13 protein-coding genes and 15 tRNA genes are annotated in these 23008 nt (G+C 38.6%); 8 read left to right on the plus strand and 20 right to left on the minus strand.

What is annotated here, in order from left to right; translation table 11 throughout:
- Positions 1–108: 108 nt before the first annotated feature.
- From AC5NT5_RS10920 to AC5NT5_RS10965, 10 genes are all read right to left on the minus strand, one after another.
- The gene (locus AC5NT5_RS10920; protein WP_494512823.1) at positions 109–2841 is read right to left on the minus strand and encodes a poly(beta-D-mannuronate) lyase; all 2733 of its coding nucleotides are present in this window, start codon (positions 2839–2841) and stop codon (positions 109–111) included.
- A 449-nt stretch (positions 2842–3290) separates the two neighbouring features.
- Complete coding sequence (locus AC5NT5_RS10925) at positions 3291–4253, minus strand: class 1 fructose-bisphosphatase (RefSeq protein ID WP_494512822.1); 963 nt, start codon at positions 4251–4253, stop codon at positions 3291–3293.
- A complete protein-coding gene (gene fbaA / locus AC5NT5_RS10930) occupies positions 4250–5332 on the minus strand; it encodes a class II fructose-bisphosphate aldolase (protein WP_002962276.1) in 1083 nt (360 codons plus the stop codon). The genes AC5NT5_RS10925 and fbaA overlap by 4 nt, the downstream gene beginning before the upstream one ends.
- 14 nt (positions 5333–5346) lie before the next feature.
- Entirely contained in the window at positions 5347–5964 is a 618-nt protein-coding gene (eda, locus tag AC5NT5_RS10935; RefSeq protein ID WP_002962275.1) for a bifunctional 4-hydroxy-2-oxoglutarate aldolase/2-dehydro-3-deoxy-phosphogluconate aldolase, read from the minus strand.
- 428 nt (positions 5965–6392) lie between these two features.
- Complete coding sequence (locus AC5NT5_RS10940; RefSeq protein WP_494512821.1) at positions 6393–7325, minus strand: sugar kinase; 933 nt, start codon at positions 7323–7325, stop codon at positions 6393–6395.
- A 74-nt stretch (positions 7326–7399) separates the two neighbouring features.
- Complete coding sequence (locus AC5NT5_RS10945) at positions 7400–8707, minus strand: MFS transporter (protein ID WP_002962964.1); 1308 nt, start codon at positions 8705–8707, stop codon at positions 7400–7402.
- A gap of 2 nt (positions 8708–8709) precedes the next feature.
- Positions 8710–9054, minus strand: a complete 345-nt coding sequence (locus AC5NT5_RS10950; RefSeq protein WP_002962963.1) for a cupin domain-containing protein — start codon at positions 9052–9054, stop codon at positions 8710–8712.
- Positions 9055–9059: 5 nt separating this feature from the next.
- Positions 9060–11276, minus strand: coding sequence for a heparinase II/III domain-containing protein (locus AC5NT5_RS10955; protein WP_494512820.1), 2217 nt, complete (start codon positions 11274–11276; stop codon positions 9060–9062).
- A 5-nt stretch (positions 11277–11281) separates the two neighbouring features.
- On the minus strand, positions 11282–13540 hold the full coding sequence (locus AC5NT5_RS10960) for a polysaccharide lyase 6 family protein (protein ID WP_494512819.1): 2259 nt from the start codon (positions 13538–13540) through the stop codon (positions 11282–11284).
- A 147-nt stretch (positions 13541–13687) separates the two neighbouring features.
- On the minus strand, positions 13688–14566 hold the full coding sequence (locus AC5NT5_RS10965) for an NAD(P)-dependent oxidoreductase (protein ID WP_002962960.1): 879 nt from the start codon (positions 14564–14566) through the stop codon (positions 13688–13690).
- A gap of 625 nt (positions 14567–15191) precedes the next feature.
- Between AC5NT5_RS10965 and gloA the strand changes: the two genes are divergently transcribed.
- Positions 15192–15593: a lactoylglutathione lyase gene (gloA, locus tag AC5NT5_RS10970; protein WP_024594782.1), complete on the plus strand. Its 402-nt coding sequence runs from the start codon at positions 15192–15194 to the stop codon at positions 15591–15593.
- 285 nt (positions 15594–15878) lie between these two features.
- Here the strand turns inward: gloA and AC5NT5_RS10975 are convergent, their stop codons facing one another.
- From AC5NT5_RS10975 to AC5NT5_RS11020, 10 genes are all read right to left on the minus strand, one after another.
- On the minus strand, positions 15879–16145 hold the full coding sequence (locus AC5NT5_RS10975; protein ID WP_002962957.1) for a DksA/TraR family C4-type zinc finger protein: 267 nt from the start codon (positions 16143–16145) through the stop codon (positions 15879–15881).
- A 243-nt stretch (positions 16146–16388) separates the two neighbouring features.
- Positions 16389–19256, minus strand: a complete 2868-nt coding sequence (locus AC5NT5_RS10980) for a M16 family metallopeptidase (RefSeq protein WP_494512818.1) — start codon at positions 19254–19256, stop codon at positions 16389–16391.
- Between the two features lie 282 nt (positions 19257–19538).
- Positions 19539–19614, minus strand: a tRNA-Glu gene (locus AC5NT5_RS10985).
- Between the two features lie 94 nt (positions 19615–19708).
- Positions 19709–19784: transfer RNA gene (locus tag AC5NT5_RS10990), tRNA-Glu, on the minus strand.
- A 91-nt stretch (positions 19785–19875) separates the two neighbouring features.
- Positions 19876–19951: transfer RNA gene (locus tag AC5NT5_RS10995), tRNA-Glu, on the minus strand.
- A gap of 92 nt (positions 19952–20043) precedes the next feature.
- A tRNA-Glu gene (locus AC5NT5_RS11000) sits at positions 20044–20119 on the minus strand.
- Positions 20120–20211: 92 nt separating this feature from the next.
- Positions 20212–20287: transfer RNA gene (locus tag AC5NT5_RS11005), tRNA-Glu, on the minus strand.
- A 92-nt stretch (positions 20288–20379) separates the two neighbouring features.
- Positions 20380–20455, minus strand: a tRNA-Glu gene (locus AC5NT5_RS11010).
- A gap of 144 nt (positions 20456–20599) precedes the next feature.
- Positions 20600–20675: transfer RNA gene (locus AC5NT5_RS11015), tRNA-Glu, on the minus strand.
- 37 nt (positions 20676–20712) lie between these two features.
- Positions 20713–20788, minus strand: a tRNA-Ala gene (locus tag AC5NT5_RS11020).
- A gap of 1177 nt (positions 20789–21965) precedes the next feature.
- Between AC5NT5_RS11020 and AC5NT5_RS11025 the strand changes: the two genes are divergently transcribed.
- The 7 genes from AC5NT5_RS11025 to AC5NT5_RS11055 all read left to right on the plus strand — a co-directional run bounded on the left by AC5NT5_RS11025 (position 21966) and on the right by AC5NT5_RS11055 (position 22992).
- Positions 21966–22041 (plus strand) — tRNA-Val (locus AC5NT5_RS11025).
- A 152-nt stretch (positions 22042–22193) separates the two neighbouring features.
- Positions 22194–22269, plus strand: a tRNA-Val gene (locus tag AC5NT5_RS11030).
- A gap of 50 nt (positions 22270–22319) precedes the next feature.
- Positions 22320–22395, plus strand: a tRNA-Val gene (locus tag AC5NT5_RS11035).
- 152 nt (positions 22396–22547) lie between these two features.
- Positions 22548–22623: transfer RNA gene (locus AC5NT5_RS11040), tRNA-Val, on the plus strand.
- A 48-nt stretch (positions 22624–22671) separates the two neighbouring features.
- Positions 22672–22747 (plus strand) — tRNA-Val (locus AC5NT5_RS11045).
- A 32-nt stretch (positions 22748–22779) separates the two neighbouring features.
- Positions 22780–22855 (plus strand) — tRNA-Val (locus tag AC5NT5_RS11050).
- Between the two features lie 61 nt (positions 22856–22916).
- Positions 22917–22992, plus strand: a tRNA-Val gene (locus AC5NT5_RS11055).
- Positions 22993–23008: the final 16 nt, after the last annotated feature.

A 23008-nucleotide genomic window follows, 5' to 3' on the forward strand; every position in this document is an offset into this window, starting at 1 on the left:
ACTAGTCCATAAATGAGTTATGGAGGCTAAAAAAGCGTGGTGAAAAGTATAAATAATAAAAAAGCCCCAAATTTGGGGCTTTTAAAAGTTAACTGATTAATTGGTTACTTAATCGTTTTGTATTTTCCATGTAGATCCAACACCTACTTCAGATGATTGAATATAATGAAGACCTTTAGCACCCGCCTCTGCCTGAAGGCCTGCAGGGTCAGTTTCTAATAACGTACTTGCTGCTGTAACGTACTCAAGCACTTCTTTACCGTTAGTTGCTGGGTCTTGGTCAATTGCACCATCAGTATCGAATGCGCCATTACCATTTAGTTTTCTAATTTCAACCCAGTCACCGCTTGCATCGCCTGATACTCGACTATCCATATAACCAAAGTTATTACTTAGCACCGAACTATCATGATTAATTAAGTCACAGTCATATTCAAAAGCATGGTCACTTTCAAGTGTATTTGGGTAAAATAGGCCTTGAGTTGTGGCACTGCTGTTTATTGTATCTGCGTCTGTTTGATCGCCTAAACCGTTTGCAATTAAATTTCCATTAAAGTTTATAACAAACGCATTTTTGGTCAGCCCGTATAGTACCGGTGCATTCGCTGCGGTTAACTCATCGCAATCACTTGTTGGTGCTTTAGGGCCTATTTCCGTACTAAATACAATAGGTTGCTGTGAGTTCAAAACCGTATTGTTTGTTACATTTAGTGTAAAGTCGCCAGCGCTATCAAGTACAGCTTGGTTACCTGAGTTTGGCACACCGCCATCAGCTTGTGAAAATGGGTTAGCTGTAAATACAATACCGCCCGCTTCTTTATTACCAGAACGAATACCTGCAATGTAGTTGTTACTAACGGTGTGACCAAGTGGTGTGATCAATACCCCAGCAGGTCTGTCGCTTGAGCTTGCAATATCTGTAGTACGAATAATAATGTTGTCTGTAACACTGTTAAATCCACCATCTTCTAATGAAATACCACCATTAGGATTTACGATTGTATTGCCTTTGATGGTTGCGCCAGAAGTTTGTACACGCATTAAACGACGACCCGTTACAAAGTTTTCTACGCGGTTATACTGAATAGTAAAGTTTGCGTTATCAGCTGCACCACTACCCGTTGTACTACCTGCATTGATTAAGTATAAACTTGATTGATCAAAGTTTGGATTATCACTGTCACTAAATAAATTATATTGAATAATGTGATCAGAGCTTGATGATGATATTTTTATCACAGACCCTTTTTCTGCTACATTTCGATTAGAGAATGTATTTCGCTCAACCAACGCACCTTGACCTTTTATCATCAGCCAATGGTATTCAGAGTTATTGAGTGTAGCTTCTTCTCCATCCATCGTGTTTTGCGAAAAAGTAAAGTTATCCCCTTCTGAGTAAATAACAGCACCTTCTTCGGTTTCACAAAATGCACCCGCTTTAGTATCTATATTCTTAAAGGTAAGCCCTGTTAACCCAGCGCCATCTACTCCAGCAGCTACATGCACACATACTTCACCACTAAGTACAGGAGTTTGACCTTCTACAGCGCGAAGCGTTACTGCACTGGTTAATAAAATTGCGTCCATATCAGCATAAACACCCGTGTTTAAGCCGATAACATCACCGTCAGCTAAACCGCCACTTATAGCACCAAGAAGTGCTTCAGGGTTACTAACTAATTGTGTGTAAACCAGTGTATCAAGTGAGTTTGTAACCTCACTCGCAAAGCCATCATTATCTGTATACGTGGCTTTTACTGACATTATTGAGCCAGCGTAATCAGAAGGCGTAAATGTTTTACTATTGCTCCCAGCTATTTCAACACCATCAGCAGACCAAGTATAAGTAACGTTAGCCTCTTCAACGCCGTTGTTATCAGTTATCTCAGCGGTTAACTCGCCATTTGTTAAATAAGGCACTACACCCATAATGGCTACGCTACCGGCTTCATCAACCGCAACAGCAGAAACAGCAATTGTTTCCTCTGATGTATTATCCTCGATAAACCCATTATCATCTGTATAAGCAACCTGAACACTTATCTTTTGACCTAAAAGTGATGCATCAACTGTAAAGGTGCTCTCTATTGCGCCATCTATCTCTTGTGCGTCAGCAAGCCATTGATAAGTAATATCTCCTGTCGCCCCATCGGTATCATTAATTTCTGCTGTTAAAGTATTTCCAACAGTTGGCGTGCCGCTAATTGTAACTTCGCCTTCTGAGTTTGTTCGTGCGACAACCTCTGTACCGGCTGAAGTTACAGACTCGTTAAACCCACGGCTATCTTCAAAAGATGCACTAACTGTAATAACTGTACCAAACTGTGCGTCTGTTAACGTGAGCGTTGAAAGTGCTTCATCAGCAATTTCTACGTCATCTGCAAACCATTTATAAGTTACTGTATCGCCATCAAAGCCATTGTCGTCAGCTACATTAGCAGTTAGTTGCGAACCAACTAGTGCGTCACCTGTAATAGTTAAACTTGCAGGAAATGCGATTGCGGCAACATCTGCGGTTGGTTCTGTAATATGCGATTCATTAATACCGCCATCATCGGTATAAAGCCCTTGAACTGTAATTGGTAACCCTATCTGATCGTCAGTCAATGTAAATGAAGCGCTATTTGCACCAGCAATTGCCTCACCATCTGCATACCAGTAGTAAGTCACGTCACCTGAGATACCATCAGGGTCACTAACTTCAGCTGTTAATGTTTGTCCGCTTGTAACAGTTCCACTAAGAGCAATAGAGCCCAAGTTGTTGTCATTGTTGTTTGAGTTTGTGTCACAACCAACGATTGCTGCTGCAATAGCGCATAGCGCAAAATGTTTGAATTTCATGGTGGCTCTATTCTCCAAATTTATAGTTTTAATATTTGGTTATCTATTGTGTGTGTTACCAAATAAATCATGTGCTTATTACCAAATTCATTTGAATTTCAAATAAATTGTTAACCAACCTGGTAATATAACCACAATAAAATAAGTTTTTCCACTATCCCCACCTAATTAAATAACAATAAATAAACACCAAGTTAACCTCGGGCTTTTATTGTTGGTTAAGAATTGAATTCAATTGTGAAAAATAACGTTGAAGATACATAGCGTTATAGTAAAAACTTAGTTTTATATAGGGTTTAGTAAGTAATATTATTAAATATATGTGAAGTATTCTTATTTGAAGACAATAAGAAAAGAAGTGAGTTTGTCTAAAGAGGATGATTTACAAAGAGAATTAAAATTAAAGGTAAAAAGGGGCAATTTTCTTACCCCTTTTTTTGAGTGCTGTTTTATAACATGGCGTTATTATAAAACTCTACAGGCTCATTTGAACCCAAAGCTACAGGCACACGCTGGTGCAAGCTAGTGGGCGCAATATCTAAAATTCGCGTTCCTCTAGAGGTTGCTTTACCACCTGCGTTTTCAACTAAAAGTGCTAACGGGTTTGCTTCATAAAGCAGTCTTATTTTTCCATTATCGTTACCACTGCGTTTATCTTGTGGATACAAAAATAACCCGCCTCGGCATAAAATACGATGAACGTCACCTACCATCGCTGCATTCCAACGCATTGAGCTTTTTTCAAAGCTTTCACAGGTGTATAGCAATTTATCAAAATACACTTGTGTTGGTTCGTCCCAGTAACGGTAGTTAGCCATATTAACGGCAAATTCACAACTTTGTTCTGGCACACTTAACTGCTTATTTGTCAGTAAGTAACCGCCATGTGTTGAGTCTAACGTATAACAACGCGTAGGACCGCCAGTACTCATTACAAGTAATGATGAAGGGCCGTATAACACATAGCCTGCACACACCTGATTTACACCGGGCTGACTAAATTGCTCGTCGCTGTCAAAAGGAACATCATCACGGGCTAAGTAAATAGTAAATATAGTGCCTATTTGCCCATTAACATCAATATTAGAAGAGCCATCTAACGGGTCAAAAGCAACAATAAACTTACCTTCAGGGTGGCCACCTACCGCATGATCTTCTTCCTCTGATGCAACAGATCGTACACTGCTATCATCAAGTAGGATGTCTTTAAGTAGTTGGTTTGCGATTACATCAAGCTTTTTTTGAACTTCACCTTGAACGTTTTCATTCAAAGTTGAGCCTAAAACACCGGCTAATTCACCTTGGCTTACTCGAAAAGCAATTTCTTTACTGGTCGCTAAAATTGTGCGAATAAGTAAAATAAGATCGGTATCTACACCGTCTTCTTTCAATACTGTATTTAATCTTTTCATGCGCTATACCTGTTTACACAATTTAGATCGTCAAAGCATTGCTCTAGTCTTGCAACCATACTTTGCTCTGAATGACGCAACCATACACGAGGGTCATAGTATTTCTTATTTGGCTTATCATCCCCGTCAGGGTTACCAATTTGCCCTTGTAGGTATGCTTGCTTGTCTTTGTAGTAATCTAAAATACCTGTCCAACACGCCCACTGCGTATCGGTATCAATATTCATCTTCACTACGCCATACGTTAAAGACTCTGCAATTTTACTGTACTCAGAACCACTACCACCATGAAAAACAAAGTTAATTGAGTTGCTTGGTAGATTAAATTTTTCTGATACGTAAGCTTGTGAATCTTTTAAAATAGTTGGCGTAAGAACAACGTTACCCGGTTTATATACACCATGAACATTGCCAAAAGAGGCTGCAATTATAAAGTTAGGGCTAATACGACTTAAGCGTTCGTAAGCAAATGCAACATCTTCAGGTTGAGTATATAAAGCAGAACTATCTAAGTGTGAGTTATCAACACCGTCTTCTTCGCCACCCGTGCAACCAAGCTCAATTTCAAGCGTCATACCTATTTTTGCCATACGCGTTAAGTAACGTTCACAAATTTCGATATTTTCTTCTAAAGGCTCTTCTGACAGATCAATCATATGTGAGCTAAACAATGGCTTGCCAGTCAGTTCAAAGTGTCTTTCACCTTCATCAAGCAAACCATCAATCCAAGGTAGTAGCTTTTTAGCTGCGTGATCAGTGTGAAGCATCACTGCTACTTCATAATGTGCTGCCACTGAATGTACATATCTTGCAGCACTTACCGCCCCAAGCACAGCTGATTGTTGCTCTGGTAAAGATAAGCTTTTACCACAAAAAAATTGTGCTCCACCATTAGAAAGCTGAATAATAACGGGCGAGTTTTTCTTTTTAGCAGCTTCTAGCGTCGCATTTATAGATGTTGTACTAACAACATTTACCGCTGGCAACGCATATTGATGTGTACGTGCATGCTCGTACACAGCACTTACTTCGTCGCCAACGATTACGCCTGGTAGTATTGTTGGGGCTAAATAATTCATTTATGAAATCCTTTCTATTTTAAAGCCTGGATACAAGAATCAGTAATTGCTTGCCAATTTTCTTGTTCAACCCATTCTTTTTTCGCTATCCAAGTACCGCCAACGGCGAATACATTATTTAAAGAAAGATAGTCCATTTTGTTACTTTCGCTAACGCCACCTGTAGGACAAAAGCTGACTGCTCTAAATACTGACGACACAGCTGACACAAAAGGAGCGCCACCAGCAAGCGATGCTGGGAATAATTTTTGCTCTTCAAAGCCATACTCAAGCGCCATTAAAATATCACCGGTGTTTGATACACCAGGAAGTACCGGCACATTACATTTAGCAAGTGCTTCAAGTAACGCAGGAGACACCGCTGGGGTTACAATAAAATCAGAACCCGCTTCAAGTGCTTGCTCCAAAATATCAGTATTGATGACTGTCCCTGCACCTACTTTTAGCTCAGGCACCTGTGCTTTAATAGCTTTTAATGCCTCTATTGATGCCTCTGTTCTTAGCACTACTTCAACTAAAGTAAGCCCAGCATTGGCCATAGCTTTCGCTATTTGAACACCTTGCTCTGGAGTATCTGCTTGAATTATAGGTAGCAGTGTTTGTCCTGCCATAAGTTCAGAAAAGCGAGTCATAACGTTGTTCCTTTATAAAAAGTAATGCGGCCGAGGTATGGCGGCCTTTAATGTTTGATTAACCTGAACTCTAGATAATAAATCTATCTCAAGCAGCTATTTTCAGCGCTAACTGCGTTGAATTTACTTGCAATAGGCCCGCTATTGACGCGTAAATTCGCCTTGTTTTCACTGACAATCTCTAGCTAGAGAAAATAATTTTAAATATCACCATGATTCAATATGTTAGTAAATCTCTTAACCAGAGTTCAGGTTAATTATTTTGTTATACCAATTGCATTAAATTAATGAGCTATTATAGCGACAAGAAAATAGCTCAATAACAAGGCTAAAATTATGATACATAGTTGCTCTATATAAATAATTTTTAACGTAGTTAGTGAGTTATTTAATACGCTAAGGTGATCATGTTTTTAATAAAATTGGTATCAAATCCCAGCTTCAGCCATTGCTAGCTGAAATATATCTTTTGGAGCAATAGCACCTGGTTGCTGTATAACAGTCCCTGCCGCTTTTGCAGCAAGTTGTACAGCACTTGAAATTGATTTATCAGATAAACGTGCACCTAAGTAAACACCGTTAAAAGCATCGCCTGCGGATGTCGTATCTACAACATTTGTTACCGGTATTATGGTGTGGCTTTGAAGCGTATCGCCCTCTTTTGTCACTACCGATTCAGGGCCATTTTTAACAACAATTTCTTCAATTTGGTAAGGCTTTAAATATTCAACAACTGCTTCTACGCTATGAACGTCATAAAGTGTTGTTAAATCTTCAACGCCTGGTAGGGTAATATCTGCAAACGTAAAGGCTAAATGATACTGCTCTTTTGTTTCCTCTACACTATTCCACAAACGTGCTCTGTAGTTAGGATCAAAAACGATTTTAACCCCAGCATCTTTAAGCTGCTTTACAACTTTCCAAAAGTCTTCACGTGCACTTTCTTCAATTATTGCTAATGAAATTCCTGAAAAGAAAAACATATCACCTTGGCTAAGCTGCTCGAGTGCATTAGCATCTAAAAAATCAACAACCTTTTTAGCTGCAGAATCATTGCGCCAATAAATAAAGCTACGCTCACCATGCTCATCAGTTTCTATGTAGTACATACCAGGTACTTTGGTGTCGTGAGCAAATACAAGTTGCGTATTTATTTGTTCACTCTCAAAGCGTTCTAGCATTTTTTTACTTAAATTATCTTGACCTAAAGCCGTAACAACCGAAGTAGTAACCTGCGGGAAGCAACGTTTTAAATACACTGCAGAATTATAAACATCGCCTGCAAATGATTGGTGCAGTGTTGCCGCGCTCATAGCTCTAAGCTCGACCATGCATTCACCGATAAAGTAAATATTTTTCATCTTGGAAGTTACCCTATGTAGTTAACTGCTATGCACATATACAAAATATGTTGGCATAGCAGTTATTATCTAGATTATTGAGGCTTTTTAAGAGGTTCTATTTTTGGAATTAAAATCCAAACAGCTGCCATTGCAATGATGGCTAAAGAAGCACCAATTACAAATGCTGGTGTGTAGTTACCATCAGCAGTAAGAAAAGGTACTAGCGATGTAAGACCTACAGCACCAAGCTTTGCCGCCATACCAGAAAAACCTGATAATGTACCCACTGCTTTTTTACCTAACAAATCACTTGGTAGTGTTTGCACGTTACCAATTGCAGTTTGAAAACCAAATAAGATAACAGCCATAATTAGTACCGCTGTTGTTGGTCCGCCTGGATTTGCCATTGCAAGTAGCGCTGGTAACATAATTAAACAACCCAGCGTAATAGTAAGCTTACGTGTTTTATCTGTATTCCAACCTGCTTTGAGTCGGTTTTGAGCCAATAACCCACCAAACCAAGCACCAAACATAGCGCCTACATAAGGTACCCAACCGTATATACCAATAGATTTAACATCCATACCGTATACTTCATTTAGGTAAATAGGGATCCAAAAAACAAATAACCACCAAATTGGGTCAATTGCGGCAGAGGCAATGATTACACCCCAGCTTTGCTTACGAGAAAGTAACTCAGCAGTTGTAGGGTTATATTCCTCTTCGTCTTCACCAGTTACATCACCGTTGTCATCAACACGTCTTTGACCCGTTAAGATATATTCACGTTCTTCGGCAGTTAGCCAAGGATGTGAGCTAGGCGGTGCTTTAACTAAAATTAACCATGGAACTAACCAAAGGAAACCTAATGCACCAACAAAAACAAACACCATTTGCCAGCTAAAGTAGATAGTTAAATAAGCAATTAAAGGAATAGCAATAATGCCACCAATTGCGGCGCCAGAGTTAAAAATACCCTGTGCTAAAGCACGTTCTTTAGTAGGGAACCATTCTGCGTTACCTTTAGCTGCACCAGGCCAGTTACCGGCTTCTGCTACACCTAAGATTGCGCGAAAAATACTAAGACTGAGTACACCTTGTGCAAATGCATGCGCAACGGTTGCAATAGACCAAACACCTATTGATAGTACAAAACCGAAGCGTGTGCCCACCCAGTCAAATATTTTACCAAAGATTGCCTGACCAAATGCATAAGCAAATACAAACACAATAGAAATATTAGCGTATATTTGTTTGCGTTCTAGCGCTGATTCATCAGGAAATAAATCTTCAACAATGTCCGGCCAAAGCACACTAAGTGCTTGGCGGTCGATATAGTTAATAATGGTAGCTAGCGCTATTAGCGCTATAACCCACCAACGTAAGCCTTTAAGTTGCATAATTAATCCTCAAGAAAGTCTTCACGCGCTGGGCTAAAAGTATCAATCAGGATTCCGCCTGTTGGGCAGGTAGCTCCATGATCAGCAAATGGTGGGATTAAGCAGCTGTCACCCGGTTTTAAGATTTTAGTTACGCCATCAATGTTAAAGTGAAACTCACCTTCAACAACATACGTTACTTGAGAATGTCTGTGAGCATGGTTATAACCAATAGCCCCTTTCTCAAACCAAATTTTAACAGCCATTAGCTCTTCGTTATAACCTAGCATTTGACGTTTTAGACCATTTCCTAAGTCTTCTATTTCGGTCTCGTTACCAAATGAAAAGTTTGCGCTTTGCTTTTGCATCCTATTTACTCCTGATTATTGTTCATCATATAAACGCCTAATCGGCCATTTAAAGTGAACTCTTTATTTTGATAATTGAATGTGTTTTTAGCTGATGTTTGTGCTTTATTAATTGCCACTAAATATGAGTTGCCTTTAATATCAAGTTCAACAAGTGTTAAATCGCCCTGCTGACTATATTCAAGCTTTGTAACTCGACTAACAGCTTCTAGGGTATATTCTTTACTTGGGTTGTACTCACCATGTGGCTCTAATACAGATATAAACTTATGTTGCTTTTGACCCTCAACACGACGAATAAAACCATTTTCGTTGCGTAAATTAAAGTGAGGGTCATTTGCGCCTATTTGAGTAAACAAGAAAGACTCATCACCTTTAACCAAGCTCGTTTGCGTATAAAAACGACCATTTTCGTTTAGCCACGTTACTTTAGCTAAACCACTTTGAGGTTGCGCTTGAGCTTTAAGCCATAGATGCTGGTAGCCATTTTTAGTACCTAATGCAGACAGTTGTGTTGCATTCGCTTTTAGCTCAAAGCTGGTATCTATAAGCTGACCTTTATAATGCAAAGGCAAATCAAGCTGATGTGCTTTATTTGCTGCAACATCAAATATATCAAGTGCAACTGTGCTTTGTAGTTCAGGTAAGTTAATAAGTGCAAGCGTACGCTCAAGATCAACGCCTTTATAAGCTGTGCTTATTTCGCCGCTTGAAACCGTGCCGTATTCATTCGTTTCGAAAAAGTTAAGTGCAGGGTAATTACTATTTCCTACTTCAACATTTGCATTAAAATGCGTTGTTTCGTCAACCACTACCGTATTGTGCGCAACAGTGTGTTTAGCGTAAGTTTCGTTTTCAGGTAAATAACGACCGCCGTATTTAGCTTCTACATTTAAAAAACGTGCTGCGCCATAATCAGATACAATTTCATTTCCGTGGTCGTAAAACTGCCATGTTAATTTATCAAAATGACCATGGCCCAAACCTTGTGCAGCAGGTTTAAACAGTAGCGCTTGATCGCCACCTACCTGCGTTCTCATTACAACTAGAGCACCTTGTTTACCGTCATTACCATCACCGAAGGCAACGGATTTAAACGAATAAGGTTTTGCCATGTTGTTATCAAGTGCTTGAGCTACTTTTAGCCCATCACCAGAGAGAATTATTTGGTCTTGTTGCTTAGCAATATCTAAATAACCTGCATCGTTGGTTAAGCCATACGCTGCCGTTACCCCATTTACTAACTCAATGGTATCGATGCCTTTACTTTTTATTGCATCGTTAATTGGGAAGAACAAACCGTTGTAGCTAAGTTGAATCGTCGTATCAATCGCTTTTAATAATATGCCATCGCGATATTCAAAGATTTTTCGTTGTGGTTCGTTGTTTTCAATCGCTTTAGCAAACGTTACAAATGGTAATAGTGCAAAGCGTTGATAGTAAGGACCTTCGTTATAGTAACCTTGTGGTGAAAACAGCATCTCTAGCTGCTTAATAAAGCCACCCTTACCCGACTTTTCTAAATCGTATAATGATTTTTCTACCCACTCAGGTTCGCCTAATACATACCCTGCCATGCCAACACCCGCTGTTGCCCATGTTCCATGGTTATGTACTTTATTAAATGTAGACGGTTGGCCTACAGATGTGAACAACGAAACAGGACGGAGTAAGTCATTCTCGATTGTTTTAATATTATCGGCATTTAACGAGTCATAAATTAGATCATAAGCTTGTATTGTGTACACAAGCCACATTGCTTCATTTAGGCTTTGCCAAAAAAACTTACCTGGATTTTGCGAATCCATTTTACGTTTTGGATGCAGACCAAGCGTTGGGTATAATTTTGCATACTCAAGCAACATATCGCGTACATAGTTTGCGTATTTATCATCTTGGCTTAATTGATAAATAATGCCCGCGTTGTACATAAGTTGATAATTTTTCTTATGGCGCTCATGTGTATAACCACCACCGCCATCTTTTGGAACGGGTACAGTGATAGGCTGTGCAATTTGTTCATCTACTTGCGCTTTTAGCGATTCAAACGCTGTAGCAAACTTTGTGCTACCGTTGCTACTTATTGCTTGGCGCATTTGCTTAACATCATCAGTAGTAATCACTAAGTTTGGGTGCGCTGCATGCGCCCCCAGTGATGTAAGTAATGTAATTGCAGCTACAGCAGCTATTTTAAAACGTGTTTGGCATTTTAATAAGTACATAGTATTTACCCTGCCTTATTTAAAATGTTGTTATTTTTTAATACTGCCGTGTGTGGGCCTTTAACTCTTAACTCTTTAACATTTGGTGCTTTAGTTGCATCAAATGTATTGCCTGAGATTTCAGTTTTAGGCTCGCCTACTGTGTGCTCTACAACAATAGGAGCAGATTTAACAAATTTATTATCTTTAATATTAGTAACCTGAACACCGTGAACATAAATGCTCGCTTGCTCTTTGTTACGCTTACCAAGGCCAACGTTATTAAGCGTGTTATTTGTCATTTCAAAATGAGGACCAAATGTGCTTTCATCAGTGCCACCACGGTAAAGCTTAAGTACACCGCCTTCTACATCATTAAATGTATTATTATTGACAATAACGTATTCCGCGTTATAAACACCTAAGTCTTCAATTTCAGTATTTAGACGTAAAATGTCACCTGTTACTGTATTAAAGGTATTACCTGTAACAATAATTTCGTCAGCCATTGCACCTTTACCAGTGATAAAGAAATGGAATGAATGATTAATATCTAAAGCATTTAACTCTGAGTTGATCATTACAAAGCGGTAATTATCAACCATACCCCATTTTTGCGTACGAACAATGCTGTTACCTATTGCATCTGGCGCGTTTTCACCTGAAATTGATAAACCATCTAGTTTTAAGCTGCCGCCATCATGTATTTCAAACAAGGTAGAGCGTTGAAAAGTAAGTTTAGCCTTTGCGCTCTGCTTTGCTTTAATTGTCAACGTTTTATCAATTTTAACCAGTTTAGACACATCATACTGGCCAGACGCTAGTTCTAGAACATCGCCCGACTCTGCATTATCAATAGCATCTAGTAATGCACTTACATCAGCTTTAACAGAATGTGTCTTACCAGAATCAAAATCAACTAAAGCAGGTACTTTTGCATACCAACTAACACCGGTATCTTCTTTTTTAAGTACTTTTAAATCGCGCTTTGCACCTACATTTAAACTTTTAGATGTTGGGTAAAGTAGACCATTACTTGCTTTTTCCAGCGTGATTTTATCTTTTTTTACACCGTACGTTAGCTCAGAAAGCACTTTTGTATCTGCAATGTTGTTACTTAATACTAACCCACTTACATCGTCGAATGTTGTAAATGGCTGTTCACCATTTTGGTTTATGATTAAGTTGTTTTTCATTACGCTATTTTTTGGGGCTGCGCTACGCTCAGCATCGCTACCTGCAGCAAGTTGAATATGACGCACATTTATAAATGTGTTGTTTTCAATCGTCGCATTTTCTACTTGGTGATAACGATTAATAGATGAATTTGGTACGCCGTTCATCACAGTAAAACCACTGCCAAAACGATAGCCTGTTAGGCCTTGTAGGTAGTTATTTTTTACAATTTGATCTTTATTGATAACGCGGATACCACCTGTGTGATCAACACCATTACCAATGAAGATATTTTCTTCTATAAGATTGCCATTACCATGGCGCAGCGTTAATGTACCGCGCGCTTCATAAAATACGTTATTACGAAGGATGTTTTTACCTGATTTAACCGAAACAATTTCTACTTCACCATTGGTACGTTCAAAGTAATTATTTTCAACCAATGTATGCGAATCAGTTAGTGAGTAATGGCTTGTGCCAATACGCAGTGTTTCACCACCGTTAGAACCAAAAGTAGGACGGTAGCCAAAATAGTTGTTATCTATACGATGATAGTTTTCCTGGCTTGCTTTAGTGTTTAAACGAACAGCAACTGTCACACCTTTATTTCGTTTGCCAACTAAATGACTATGATCAAAGCGGTTATGTTGTCCATATAAGGCAACCCAATAATCAGACTCTCGCTTGTCTGGATTACTGTAATTATCGATTACTGTTTGAGTAACTCGTGAATTGTAGGCTAATTCATTTTTATTTTTACGAAATTCTATTACAGCTGAGCTCGGTGTGTAGCCGTCTTTAAATACTAAACCAGAAGCTTCAAGGTATTTACCTGCAAGTCTTAGGTTAGATTGACCTGATAGAATTACTTTTCCGTTAGTTTCAGCGGTTAATATAATAGGAGAGTTTTTTGTACCTTGGCCTTCAAGTAAAATTTCGAAGTCAGACCAAGTACCATTTTTAAGTACTACTTTGTCGCCAGCAACTAGATTAGCTGCGATATCATTAAAAGCTTGTTTATTTTCTATAAAATAATCTTTGGCCGCTACTTGTGTGGATATGCAACCGATGAGAACTAGACTAAGCTTTATTGTATTAATCAAACGCATAGTTAACTCTTTTTCGTTGTGACTGAAAGTAGTGCTTCATCAGAATTAAAAAAAGCTGACATTGCACAAAGACTTTAGTCAATTGGTGTCATGTGTGTTAAAGCGCTTTAAGTTAAAGCTCAAAGCGCTCAATAAGGTCGAGAAGTATTACTTTTCTAACTTTTTGAAGTAATCAAAAATTTCAGGAACGTTACCTTGACCCATACCAGCGTCAAACGCTGCTTGTAGGTTAGCTGATGAACCTTCAGCGATTTTTGATTCAGTACCTAGGTCTTCTACCATTTGTAGGAAGTAGCCTAAATCTTTGTTTGCATTAGCAATCGAGAAACCAAGGTCGCTAACATTATCAACTGCATAATTTTTACAAAATTGCATAAACGGTGAGTTAGATGGACCAGTCGACATAATGTCGAAAAGTTGTTGACGGTCAACACCAGCAAGCTCTGCCACTGCAAATGCTTGTGACATAGCACATACTGTCGTCATGCCCATGAAGTTGTTGATAAGCTTAGTTGTATGACCTGCACCTAGCTCGCCAAGATGGAAAACGTTTTCACCTTGATCTTCCAGTACTGGTTTAACTTTATTGAATGTATCAATATCGCCTGCAGCCATAATGTTTAATAGACCATCTTTAGCATGTGCCGGTGTACGACCTAGTGGCGCGTCGATCATGCCTGCGCCTTTAGCTGCTAAATCAGCACCAATTTTTTTGGTAGATGATGGGATAGAAGTACCAAAATCAACTAATACTGCACCTTCTTTAATACCCGCTAGGATACCGTCTTCTGCGTAAACAATTTTTTCTACAACGGCAGACGTTGTAAGACAAAACATAACAATATCTGAACCTTCAGCTAGCTCTTTTGCAGTGCTTGCTGTTTTTGCGCCTCTAGCAACACATGCTGCAACCGCATCTTTGCTAAGGTCCATAACAATTAGCTCATAGCCTTTGTTTTGTAAATTTTCGGCCATGTTGCCGCCCATTAAGCCTAAGCCGATGAAACCGATGACTGGTTTTGACATGAATAACTCCTAAATATGTGGCGCATACTTTTATAAGAACAAGTAAAATTTACTCTATAAATACGCTGTGTCTTTTGTTTCAATTTGTAGAGTAACTTTAAGCCTGAGTTATTTATTAATTAACCTGTGCAAAACGTAACTCTGATTAATTACCAATACATTGTATTCACTCAAACCAAGCAACTTACCAATTGGTATGCAAAAACTGTATTACCATACGACTTTTTTGTCAACCAATAAGTTAACCAAGCAAACGCCACATTTTTACAAATTACACAATAATAAATTTAATAATCTATAAAAACAGATAGTTACATAGCAATAGCACAATTAAGCAAAGGTTAACTTTTGTTGAACAATCAGTAACTTTTTTTATACTAATAGGTTGACCAATAATTGAGTACTGGTTATTTAAATATCCAAAATTTAATAAAATGATTCATTAATTGGTAATTTATAAAGGTCGAACTCAAACTGTTTTAAGCCCACTCTCATATTAAGGTTGTGATTTATATATAATGCCTACATATATGGCTAATACATATAACCCCCCTAAAACGCGCTTAATAATAGCGCTTAGTTAAAAATACCCTTAACTTTGAATAAATAACTAAAGGAACTAAAAATGCGTTTATTACATACTATGCTTCGTGTAGCCGATTTGGATAAATCAATTGCTTTTTATACTGAAATATTAGGTATGAAAGAATTACGCAGAGCTGATAACAGTGAATACAGATACACTCTTGCCTTTGTTGGATATGGCGACGAAGCAGATAACACAGTATTAGAGCTAACTTATAACTGGGACGAGGATAGCTACGACCTAGGTAATGGATATGGTCATATTGCTATTGAGTTTGATGATATTTACAAAGCATGTGCAGATATTAAAGCTGCTGGTGGCAATGTAAGCCGTGAACCAGGGCCTGTAAAAGGCGGTACTACTGAAATTGCTTTTGTAAAAGACCCAGATGGCTATGCAATTGAGTTAATTCAGAAAAAAGAAGACATGAGTAAATTTTAAATTACTTAATAACTAATTTAAGTTATAACAATTTGCTTAATGCCAATCTGCTTATATATGGGGTCTATTTAACGTTAAGAAAATTACGCTAGAACTAGGCCAAAATTTTTGTATCTAGTTGTTCTAAATAAAAAATTTTTAACGACGTTATAGTGCAATTTAATTCGTTAAATTGATCAAAGATTTATGCTGGTTGGTATAACTATGGAGGGGTTTAATTTTATATATTGTTCAAATGGTTATGCAGATTGGTACTAAATAAAAGGTGCTTTGCAGCACCTTTTTTTAACGCAACTGACTATCTTTACTACCACGCCTATTAAACGATTTAGCGCTGGCACCATTACCTTCTATTGCAGCTTGGCATGCAACACAGTAGCGAACTCCTGGTAGCGCGAGCCTTCGTGCTTGTGGGATTTTTTCATCGCACTCGTCACATAGCTCAGCACTTGCACCAGATATTAAATTGCTTCTTGCATACTGTACGGCGTCGTTAACACTTGCATCAATTTGATCTTGAATTGCACCGTCTCGTGCCCACCCACTTGCCATAAATCCTCCTAATAAAGTTGGATGTCTAAATTTATGCTACCAAATTGAATCTTTATAAGTACTGAATAATAAAGCTAGGAATGGGGTGTTATTTGAAGGCTTAAACTACAAAATTATATTTTATATCAAAAAAAAGACGCTGTAGTTGTTCCTTGTAATCTACTTTCAAAAAGATCAACACTCTAAAATCAGGCAAAAAAAAGCAGCTAAAAAAGCTGCTTTGTAATTCTAATTATTTAAATGTTAAAGACTGTAGTCAGCAACCTTCATACCTAATTTTTCAAGCTCTGGGCGAAGTGTTTTAGCATCACCCACTACTAAATAAATCATATCTTTAGTGTTTAAGTGTTTTTTAGCTAAGGCGTTAACTTCTTCTTTGCTAATATTGCTAACAATCTCATTTCTTTCTTTTACAAAGCTAGGTTTTAAATCGAACTCTAATATTTGTGCTAAAAAGCCAAGTTTTGCATTAGGCGTTTCGTATTTAAGCGCATCTTTTTGATTGATAGCTTTACGCATAAACATAAGCTCTTCATCAGTGACACCGTTTTGAGCATAGTTATTAAGCTCATTAGTAAACTCTGTAATAGATGCTGCAGTAGAGTCGGCTCTCACCGCTGCAGAAGCTGTAAAGCCGCCTGATGTTTTATCACCCCAAAAACGAGAGCGAGCACCGTAAGTGTAGCCTTTATCTTCTCGTAAATTTAGATTGATACGGCTGTTAAACGTGCCACCAAATGCAAAGTTCATTAAGTTGGCTTTAAAAAACTCACCAGTAATGTCTTCAACCATATCGCGTTTACCAATACGAATTTCTGATTGAGGGGCACCTGGTTTATCTACAAGATAAATGACATTAGTTTCTACTTTAGGTTCACTGAAATCAACCGCTACTGGGCTCGATTTACCTTGCCAGTTTGCAAGTGTAGCTTTAACCTTTGGCTCAATTTTTGACTCTTTTAAATCAGAAACAATAATGACTTGCGCGCCCTGTGGTTTAAAGTTTGCGTTATAAAAAGCTTTAACGTCATCTAATGTAATAGCCTCAATACTATTAAGCGTTCCAGTACTTGGAAGTGCAGCTATATTGTCGCCATATAGTAATTTGCTGTATGTATTAGATGCTAAATACCCTGCATCCTTCATTGAATGTTGAATATTTTGAATGATTTGCTTTTTATTACGCTCAAAGTCATCGGCATTAAATGCAGGTTTAAATAATTTCTCTTCAACAAGCTTTAGCGTTGCATCTACATTTTTGGTTAAGCTAGAAACATACACATTTGTATGTGTTTTATCTGAGTAGATACTTACCTGGCTACCCAGTTTTTCAAGCGCGTTACTCATTTGCTCTGTAGTGTAGTTTTGCGTTGACTCGCTCATTAACGATGCAGTCATTGACGATAAACCCACTTTACTAGCTTGCTCATTATACAAGCCACCCGGAACTTTAATAAAAATAGCGGTGGTTGGCGTTTCTGTACTTTGCGTACCTAATATTTTAATACCGTTTTCGGTCTTAGTTTGCCAAAGAGAAGGAACATCAACAGCAGGATTTGCGCCGGCTACAGGGTGAATACTTCGATCAAATGTATCAACAGCTCTTCGTGCTACTAAATCATCAGCTGAAGTTGTAGATGGACCTCCAAAATTATGCGCTTTAGGCGTAAAGTTATCTGGGGCAGCTATAAGTTGAGTTTGACCTTCTGGCACAACACTCATAATAACGGCAGATTTACCTTTGATATATTGATTAAAAACACGCATAACATCAGCTTTTGTAACTTTGTTATAACGTGCAATCTCATCTTTAGCTGAGTTTGGGTTACCTGTAAACGTTTCAGATGCGGCTAGTTGAGAGACTTTTCCTGATACGCTTTGCAGACCAAAAATTGCACCTGACTCTATTTTAGCTTTTACTTTATCTAAATCATCTTGTGTAACGCCACGCTCTTCAAATTCAACAAATGAATCACGAATGATTTTTTCCATATCAGCTAACGTTTTCCCTGCTGTAGGATTTGGTAAAGCATAAAGACTAATTGAACACGCTAACTCTTGGCATGGATGATTTGCACTTGCTTGAACAGCAAGTTGAGTTTTAACTAGGTTTTTGTATAGTAGTGAATTATTACCTCCACCTAATATTTCAGCAAGTATATCAAGAGGTGCTTCATCTTCAGAGCGAGCATAAGTCGTTGGGAAACTCATACTTAATAAAGGTAAGTGAACCTTATCTTCCATTGAAATATATCTATCAGCATCTAGTATTACAGCTGTTTTTTCAACTTTAGGTATTTCAGGACCTTTTGGGATTGGTGCAAAGTATTTAGTAACTAATGGTAGTATTTCATTAGCGTTGATGTCACCACCAATGGTAAGCGTTGCATTATTTGGTCCGTACCATTTTAAAAAGAATGCTTTTAAATCATTTACATTTACGCGATTTAAATCGTCCATAAAACCAATTACAGGCCATGAATATGGATGGCCGTCTGGATACATCGCTTGAGCAACACGTTCACCTAAGCGACCATAGGGGCGATTATCAACACGTTGGCCGCGCTCGTTTTTTACTGTTTCGCGTTGTACCTCAAATTTTTCTTGGGTTACAGCATCGAGTAAAAAGCCCATTCGATCAGCTTCTAGCCACAACATTTTTTCTAATTGATTTACAGGTACTGTTTCGAAATAATTTGTTCTATCTGAGTTAGTTGTACCATTTAAAGTACCGCCTGCTTCAGATATTATTTTAAAATGTTCCTCATCAGCAACATTTTCTGAACCTTGAAACATCATATGCTCAAAAAAGTGAGCAAAGCCTGACTTACCCAACTCTTCGCGAGCAGAACCAACGTGGTATGTTACATCAACGTGTACTAAGGGATCTGAATGATCCTCATGCACAATTACAGTTAAACCGTTATCTAGTTTATATTTTTTATACGGTATGTTGATTTCACCTGCATTAGATTTCACTGATTCAATAAGTGTAACGCCAGGAATTGATGTTTCTGTAACAATATTTTTCTCAATAGCTTGAGTTGAGCTATTACATGCAGCCAACCCTGATGCAAGTAAAACAGCAAGTGCAATTTTTGTGAGTTTCATTTTTTAGTCCATATTTAAATTAACTCAATGAGTTTAAAGACTAATTAAAAGTACAACAAGGAATATGGAGCGATTATGGGTTTGGTTTTGTAACAAAGTGTAAATAGATTGATATAAAAATGAGGTATAAATGAGGGTATTAATTTGTGGTTTTATTCTAATAACACTGCACTTTCCTATCTAAGTAGTAAATGACATATCTAAGAGATTGGTACTCTTGATAACGTCGTGCATAGAGAGTGCGGTGTCACACTGCTTTACACAATACTTAAAATAAGTAAGTGGCGTCCCCAAGGGGATTCGAACCCCTGTTACCGCCGTGAAAGGGCGGTGTCCTAGGCCTCTAGACGATGGGGACACATAAATGTGTCACTAGGACAACTGAATTTTTAGACTCGTTTCAGGCGAGCTTTCTTAATAACACTTCACTTCCCTATTAAAAAATAAGTAAGTGGCGTCCCCAAGGGGATTCGAACCCCTGTTACCGCCGTGAAAGGGCGGTGTCCTAGGCCTCTAGACGATGGGGACACATAAATGTGTCACTAGGACAACTGAATTTTTAGACTCGTTTCAGGCGAGCTTTCTTAATAACACTACACTTCCCTATTAAAATAGTAAGTGGCGTCCCCAAGGGGATTCGAACCCCTGTTACCGCCGTGAAAGGGCGGTGTCCTAGGCCTCTAGACGATGGGGACACATAAATGTGTCACTAGGACAACTGAATTTTTAGACTCGTTTCAGACGAGCTTTCTTAATAACACTTCACTTCCCTATTAAAATAAGTAAGTGGCGTCCCCAAGGGGATTCGAACCCCTGTTACCGCCGTGAAAGGGCGGTGTCCTAGGCCTCTAGACGATGGGGACACATAAATGTGTCACTAGGACAACTGAATTTTTAGACTCGTTTCAGGCGAGCTTTCTTAATAACACTTCACTTCCCTATTAAAATAAGTAAGTGGCGTCCCCAAGGGGATTCGAACCCCTGTTACCGCCGTGAAAGGGCGGTGTCCTAGGCCTCTAGACGATGGGGACACATAAATGTGTCACTAGGACAACTGAATTTTTAGACTCGTTTCAGGCGAGCTTTCTTAATAACACTACACTTCCCTATTAAAATAAGTAAGTGGCGTCCCCAAGGGGATTCGAACCCCTGTTACCGCCGTGAAAGGGCGGTGTCCTAGGCCTCTAGACGATGGGGACACATAAATGTGTCACTAGGACAGTTGATAAGTTTAACTCACATCATGAGCTTTAAGGTAATTGCGTTTAATACAAGTAAAGACTCGAGCTTTAATTGTGACGCTATTTTCTCGGTAAAACCGCCTTTAACTAATAAAAGTTAAGTGGCGTCCCCAAGGGGATTCGAACCCCTGTTACCGCCGTGAAAGGGCGGTGTCCTAGGCCTCTAGACGATGGGGACACAGAAAACTGCTACCCTAGGACAAAACACTAATTTTTGGTGGAGCCATGCGGGATCGAACCGCAGACCTCTTCACTGCCAGCGAAGCGCTCTCCCAGCTGAGCTATGGCCCCAACTTAATCAATACCCGCCGTGATAAACACATCGTGTATCGCTTAGTGCGGGGCGCATTCTATGCACCACCCAAAATAAAGTCAACAGTTTTTTACCTAGCTTTATTTAAATGGTTTAATTTTCAACAAACTGGCTATCAAGCGTGCTAAAAAATACAATTTGAATAAGATTCTAGCCCTACTGCTTATAATAACATCACTATATTGCAGCGAATACTTAACAACACCCTACTCCCCTATTTAATGCAACAAAATTGCATCAAAGCAAAGGTATACATTTATATGCAAATTAAACTTATCTAAAAAACTACCAATTAAGGCCCCGCCAATCGCTTTAATCTTTTAAAAGTTACAATTGCTTATAATAACCAAAACTTAAATGTGGGTTTGAGAGTACCCGCAGCCTTTACTTGCTTAATAACCAGCGTAACTCGCACTAAAAAATTCGATTATTGTTTGAAGAGCATTTTTAAAAGAGCACTGTTGCTTCGTAATTCTATGTATAAAACTTCAAGGCGTGTTGATCTTTGGTGGGTGAAGCGGAAGCTTTGCTCGGTTTTTACTTATTCTTACATGGATGTAAGCCATTAGGGTAACGCAGGAGCAGTTACCGAGCCCACTAGGTTACAAACCTCGCGCCGCGATTTAATCGTCCTGGATTGAACAAATTTGAATCCACAAAGGTCAACACGCCCTAGTTATATGTGATCTATTTAGTCATAACCCGAAGGCTAGTAGCGAGGAATACGTATTTACGAGATGGCTAGGTTGGCTTATAAAAATAAAGTAAGTACAAAAATAGAGTTTAGAATGCTGAATATAGCATTTGTTTTGGGGAGTTTAGATTAAATTCATTTTTAAAGGACCGCTCTATTCACTAAATAACTCGCCCTAATATTAATCCATCTTGCTCATAATCATAAAAACGACTCCAGTAAAAAAACAATAAGTATCGTGAAGCTAAATTTAAGATTAATAAAATACAATTCCCTACTCACTTTTAGGTGCTTAATTGAACTGCAATATCAAATTTGATGATAAAATAGACTTCAACCATATCCTATTGTTTATAAAACCTTCATTCAGCACATTTTTATCATTCAAGTGTTGACACATTTCCAACTCTATCTATAATAGCGCCCCACAACAACGCAGCAATGCAATGTTGTTTAGATGTGGGTGATTAGCTCAGTTGGGAGAGCATCGCCCTTACAAGGCGAGGGTCACTGGTTCAAGTCCAGTATCACCCACCACTTTTTAATTAAAGTGTTCACATCTAAATTCTATATGGGTCCTAAGCTCAGTTAGAAAATAGAGAGCATTACCGCTACTAACAAGTAACGGCAAAGTTCACTGGTTAAAGTCCAGTACTATTTATTTAATAGTAGCGTTTTAAATTATATGTGGGTGATTAGCTCAGTTGGGAGAGCATCGCCCTTACAAGGCGAGGGTCACTGGTTCAAGTCCAGTATCACCCACCACATATAAAACCTATTACTATATTAATAGTCGTGTTTTAAAATTGTAATATGGGTCGTTAGCTCAGTTGGGAGAGCATCGCCCTTACAAGGCGAGGGTCACTGGTTCAAGTCCAGTACGACCCACCATTCCTAGAATGGTGCATATTACAAAAAAATCTAAATGGGTCGTTAGCTCAGTTAGAAAAAGAGAGCATAACCGCTATTTACAAGTAACGGCGAGGTTCACTGGTTAAAGTCCAGTACTATTTATTTTAATAGTAGCGTTTTAATTTATATGTGGGTGATTAGCTCAGTTGGGAGAGCATCGCCCTTACAAGGCGAGGGTCACTGGTTCAAGTCCAGTATCACCCACCACATATAAACCTATTATTATATCAATAGTCGCGTTTTAAAATTTAATATGGGTCGTTAGCTCAGTTGGGAGAGCATCGCCCTTACAAGGCGAGGGTCACTGGTTCAAGTCCAGTACGACCCACCATTCCTAGAATGGTGCATATTAAAATGTAATTTGGGTGATTAGCTCAGTTGGGAGAGCATCGCCCTTACAAGGCGAGGGTCACTGGTTCAAGTCCAGTATCACCCACCAAATTACATCAAGCGGTTAATTGATAATAAAGAATTAAATAACAGGCATACCTATTATATGTGGGTGATTAGCTCAGTTGGGAGAGCATCGCCCTTACAAGGCGAGGGTCACTGGTTCAAGTCCAGTATCACCCACCACATATAAATACCATCA

Source organism: Pseudoalteromonas sp. J2K-J599, from assembly GCF_059295115.2.

Excerpts from the sequence above, each read along its gene's own strand:
- AC5NT5_RS10955 (WP_494512820.1), bottom strand. The coding sequence starts at position 11,276 with ATGTACTTATTAAAATGCCAAACACGTTTTAAAATAGCTGCTGTAGCT.
- AC5NT5_RS10950 (WP_002962963.1), bottom strand. The coding sequence starts at position 9,054 with ATGCAAAAGCAAAGCGCAAACTTTTCATTTGGTAACGAGACCGAAATA.
- gloA (WP_024594782.1), top strand. The coding sequence starts at position 15,192 with ATGCGTTTATTACATACTATGCTTCGTGTAGCCGATTTGGATAAATCA.
- AC5NT5_RS10940 (WP_494512821.1), bottom strand. The coding sequence starts at position 7,325 with ATGAAAAATATTTACTTTATCGGTGAATGCATGGTCGAGCTTAGAGCT.
- AC5NT5_RS10925 (WP_494512822.1), bottom strand. The coding sequence starts at position 4,253 with ATGAAAAGATTAAATACAGTATTGAAAGAAGACGGTGTAGATACCGAT.
- AC5NT5_RS10975 (WP_002962957.1), bottom strand. The coding sequence starts at position 16,145 with ATGGCAAGTGGGTGGGCACGAGACGGTGCAATTCAAGATCAAATTGAT.
- AC5NT5_RS10960 (WP_494512819.1), bottom strand. The coding sequence starts at position 13,540 with ATGCGTTTGATTAATACAATAAAGCTTAGTCTAGTTCTCATCGGTTGC.
- fbaA (WP_002962276.1), bottom strand. The coding sequence starts at position 5,332 with ATGAATTATTTAGCCCCAACAATACTACCAGGCGTAATCGTTGGCGAC.
- AC5NT5_RS10945 (WP_002962964.1), bottom strand. The coding sequence starts at position 8,707 with ATGCAACTTAAAGGCTTACGTTGGTGGGTTATAGCGCTAATAGCGCTA.
- AC5NT5_RS10920 (WP_494512823.1), bottom strand. The coding sequence starts at position 2,841 with ATGAAATTCAAACATTTTGCGCTATGCGCTATTGCAGCAGCAATCGTT.
- eda (WP_002962275.1), bottom strand. The coding sequence starts at position 5,964 with ATGACTCGCTTTTCTGAACTTATGGCAGGACAAACACTGCTACCTATA.
- AC5NT5_RS10965 (WP_002962960.1), bottom strand. The coding sequence starts at position 14,566 with ATGTCAAAACCAGTCATCGGTTTCATCGGCTTAGGCTTAATGGGCGGC.
- AC5NT5_RS10980 (WP_494512818.1), bottom strand. The coding sequence starts at position 19,256 with ATGAAACTCACAAAAATTGCACTTGCTGTTTTACTTGCATCAGGGTTG.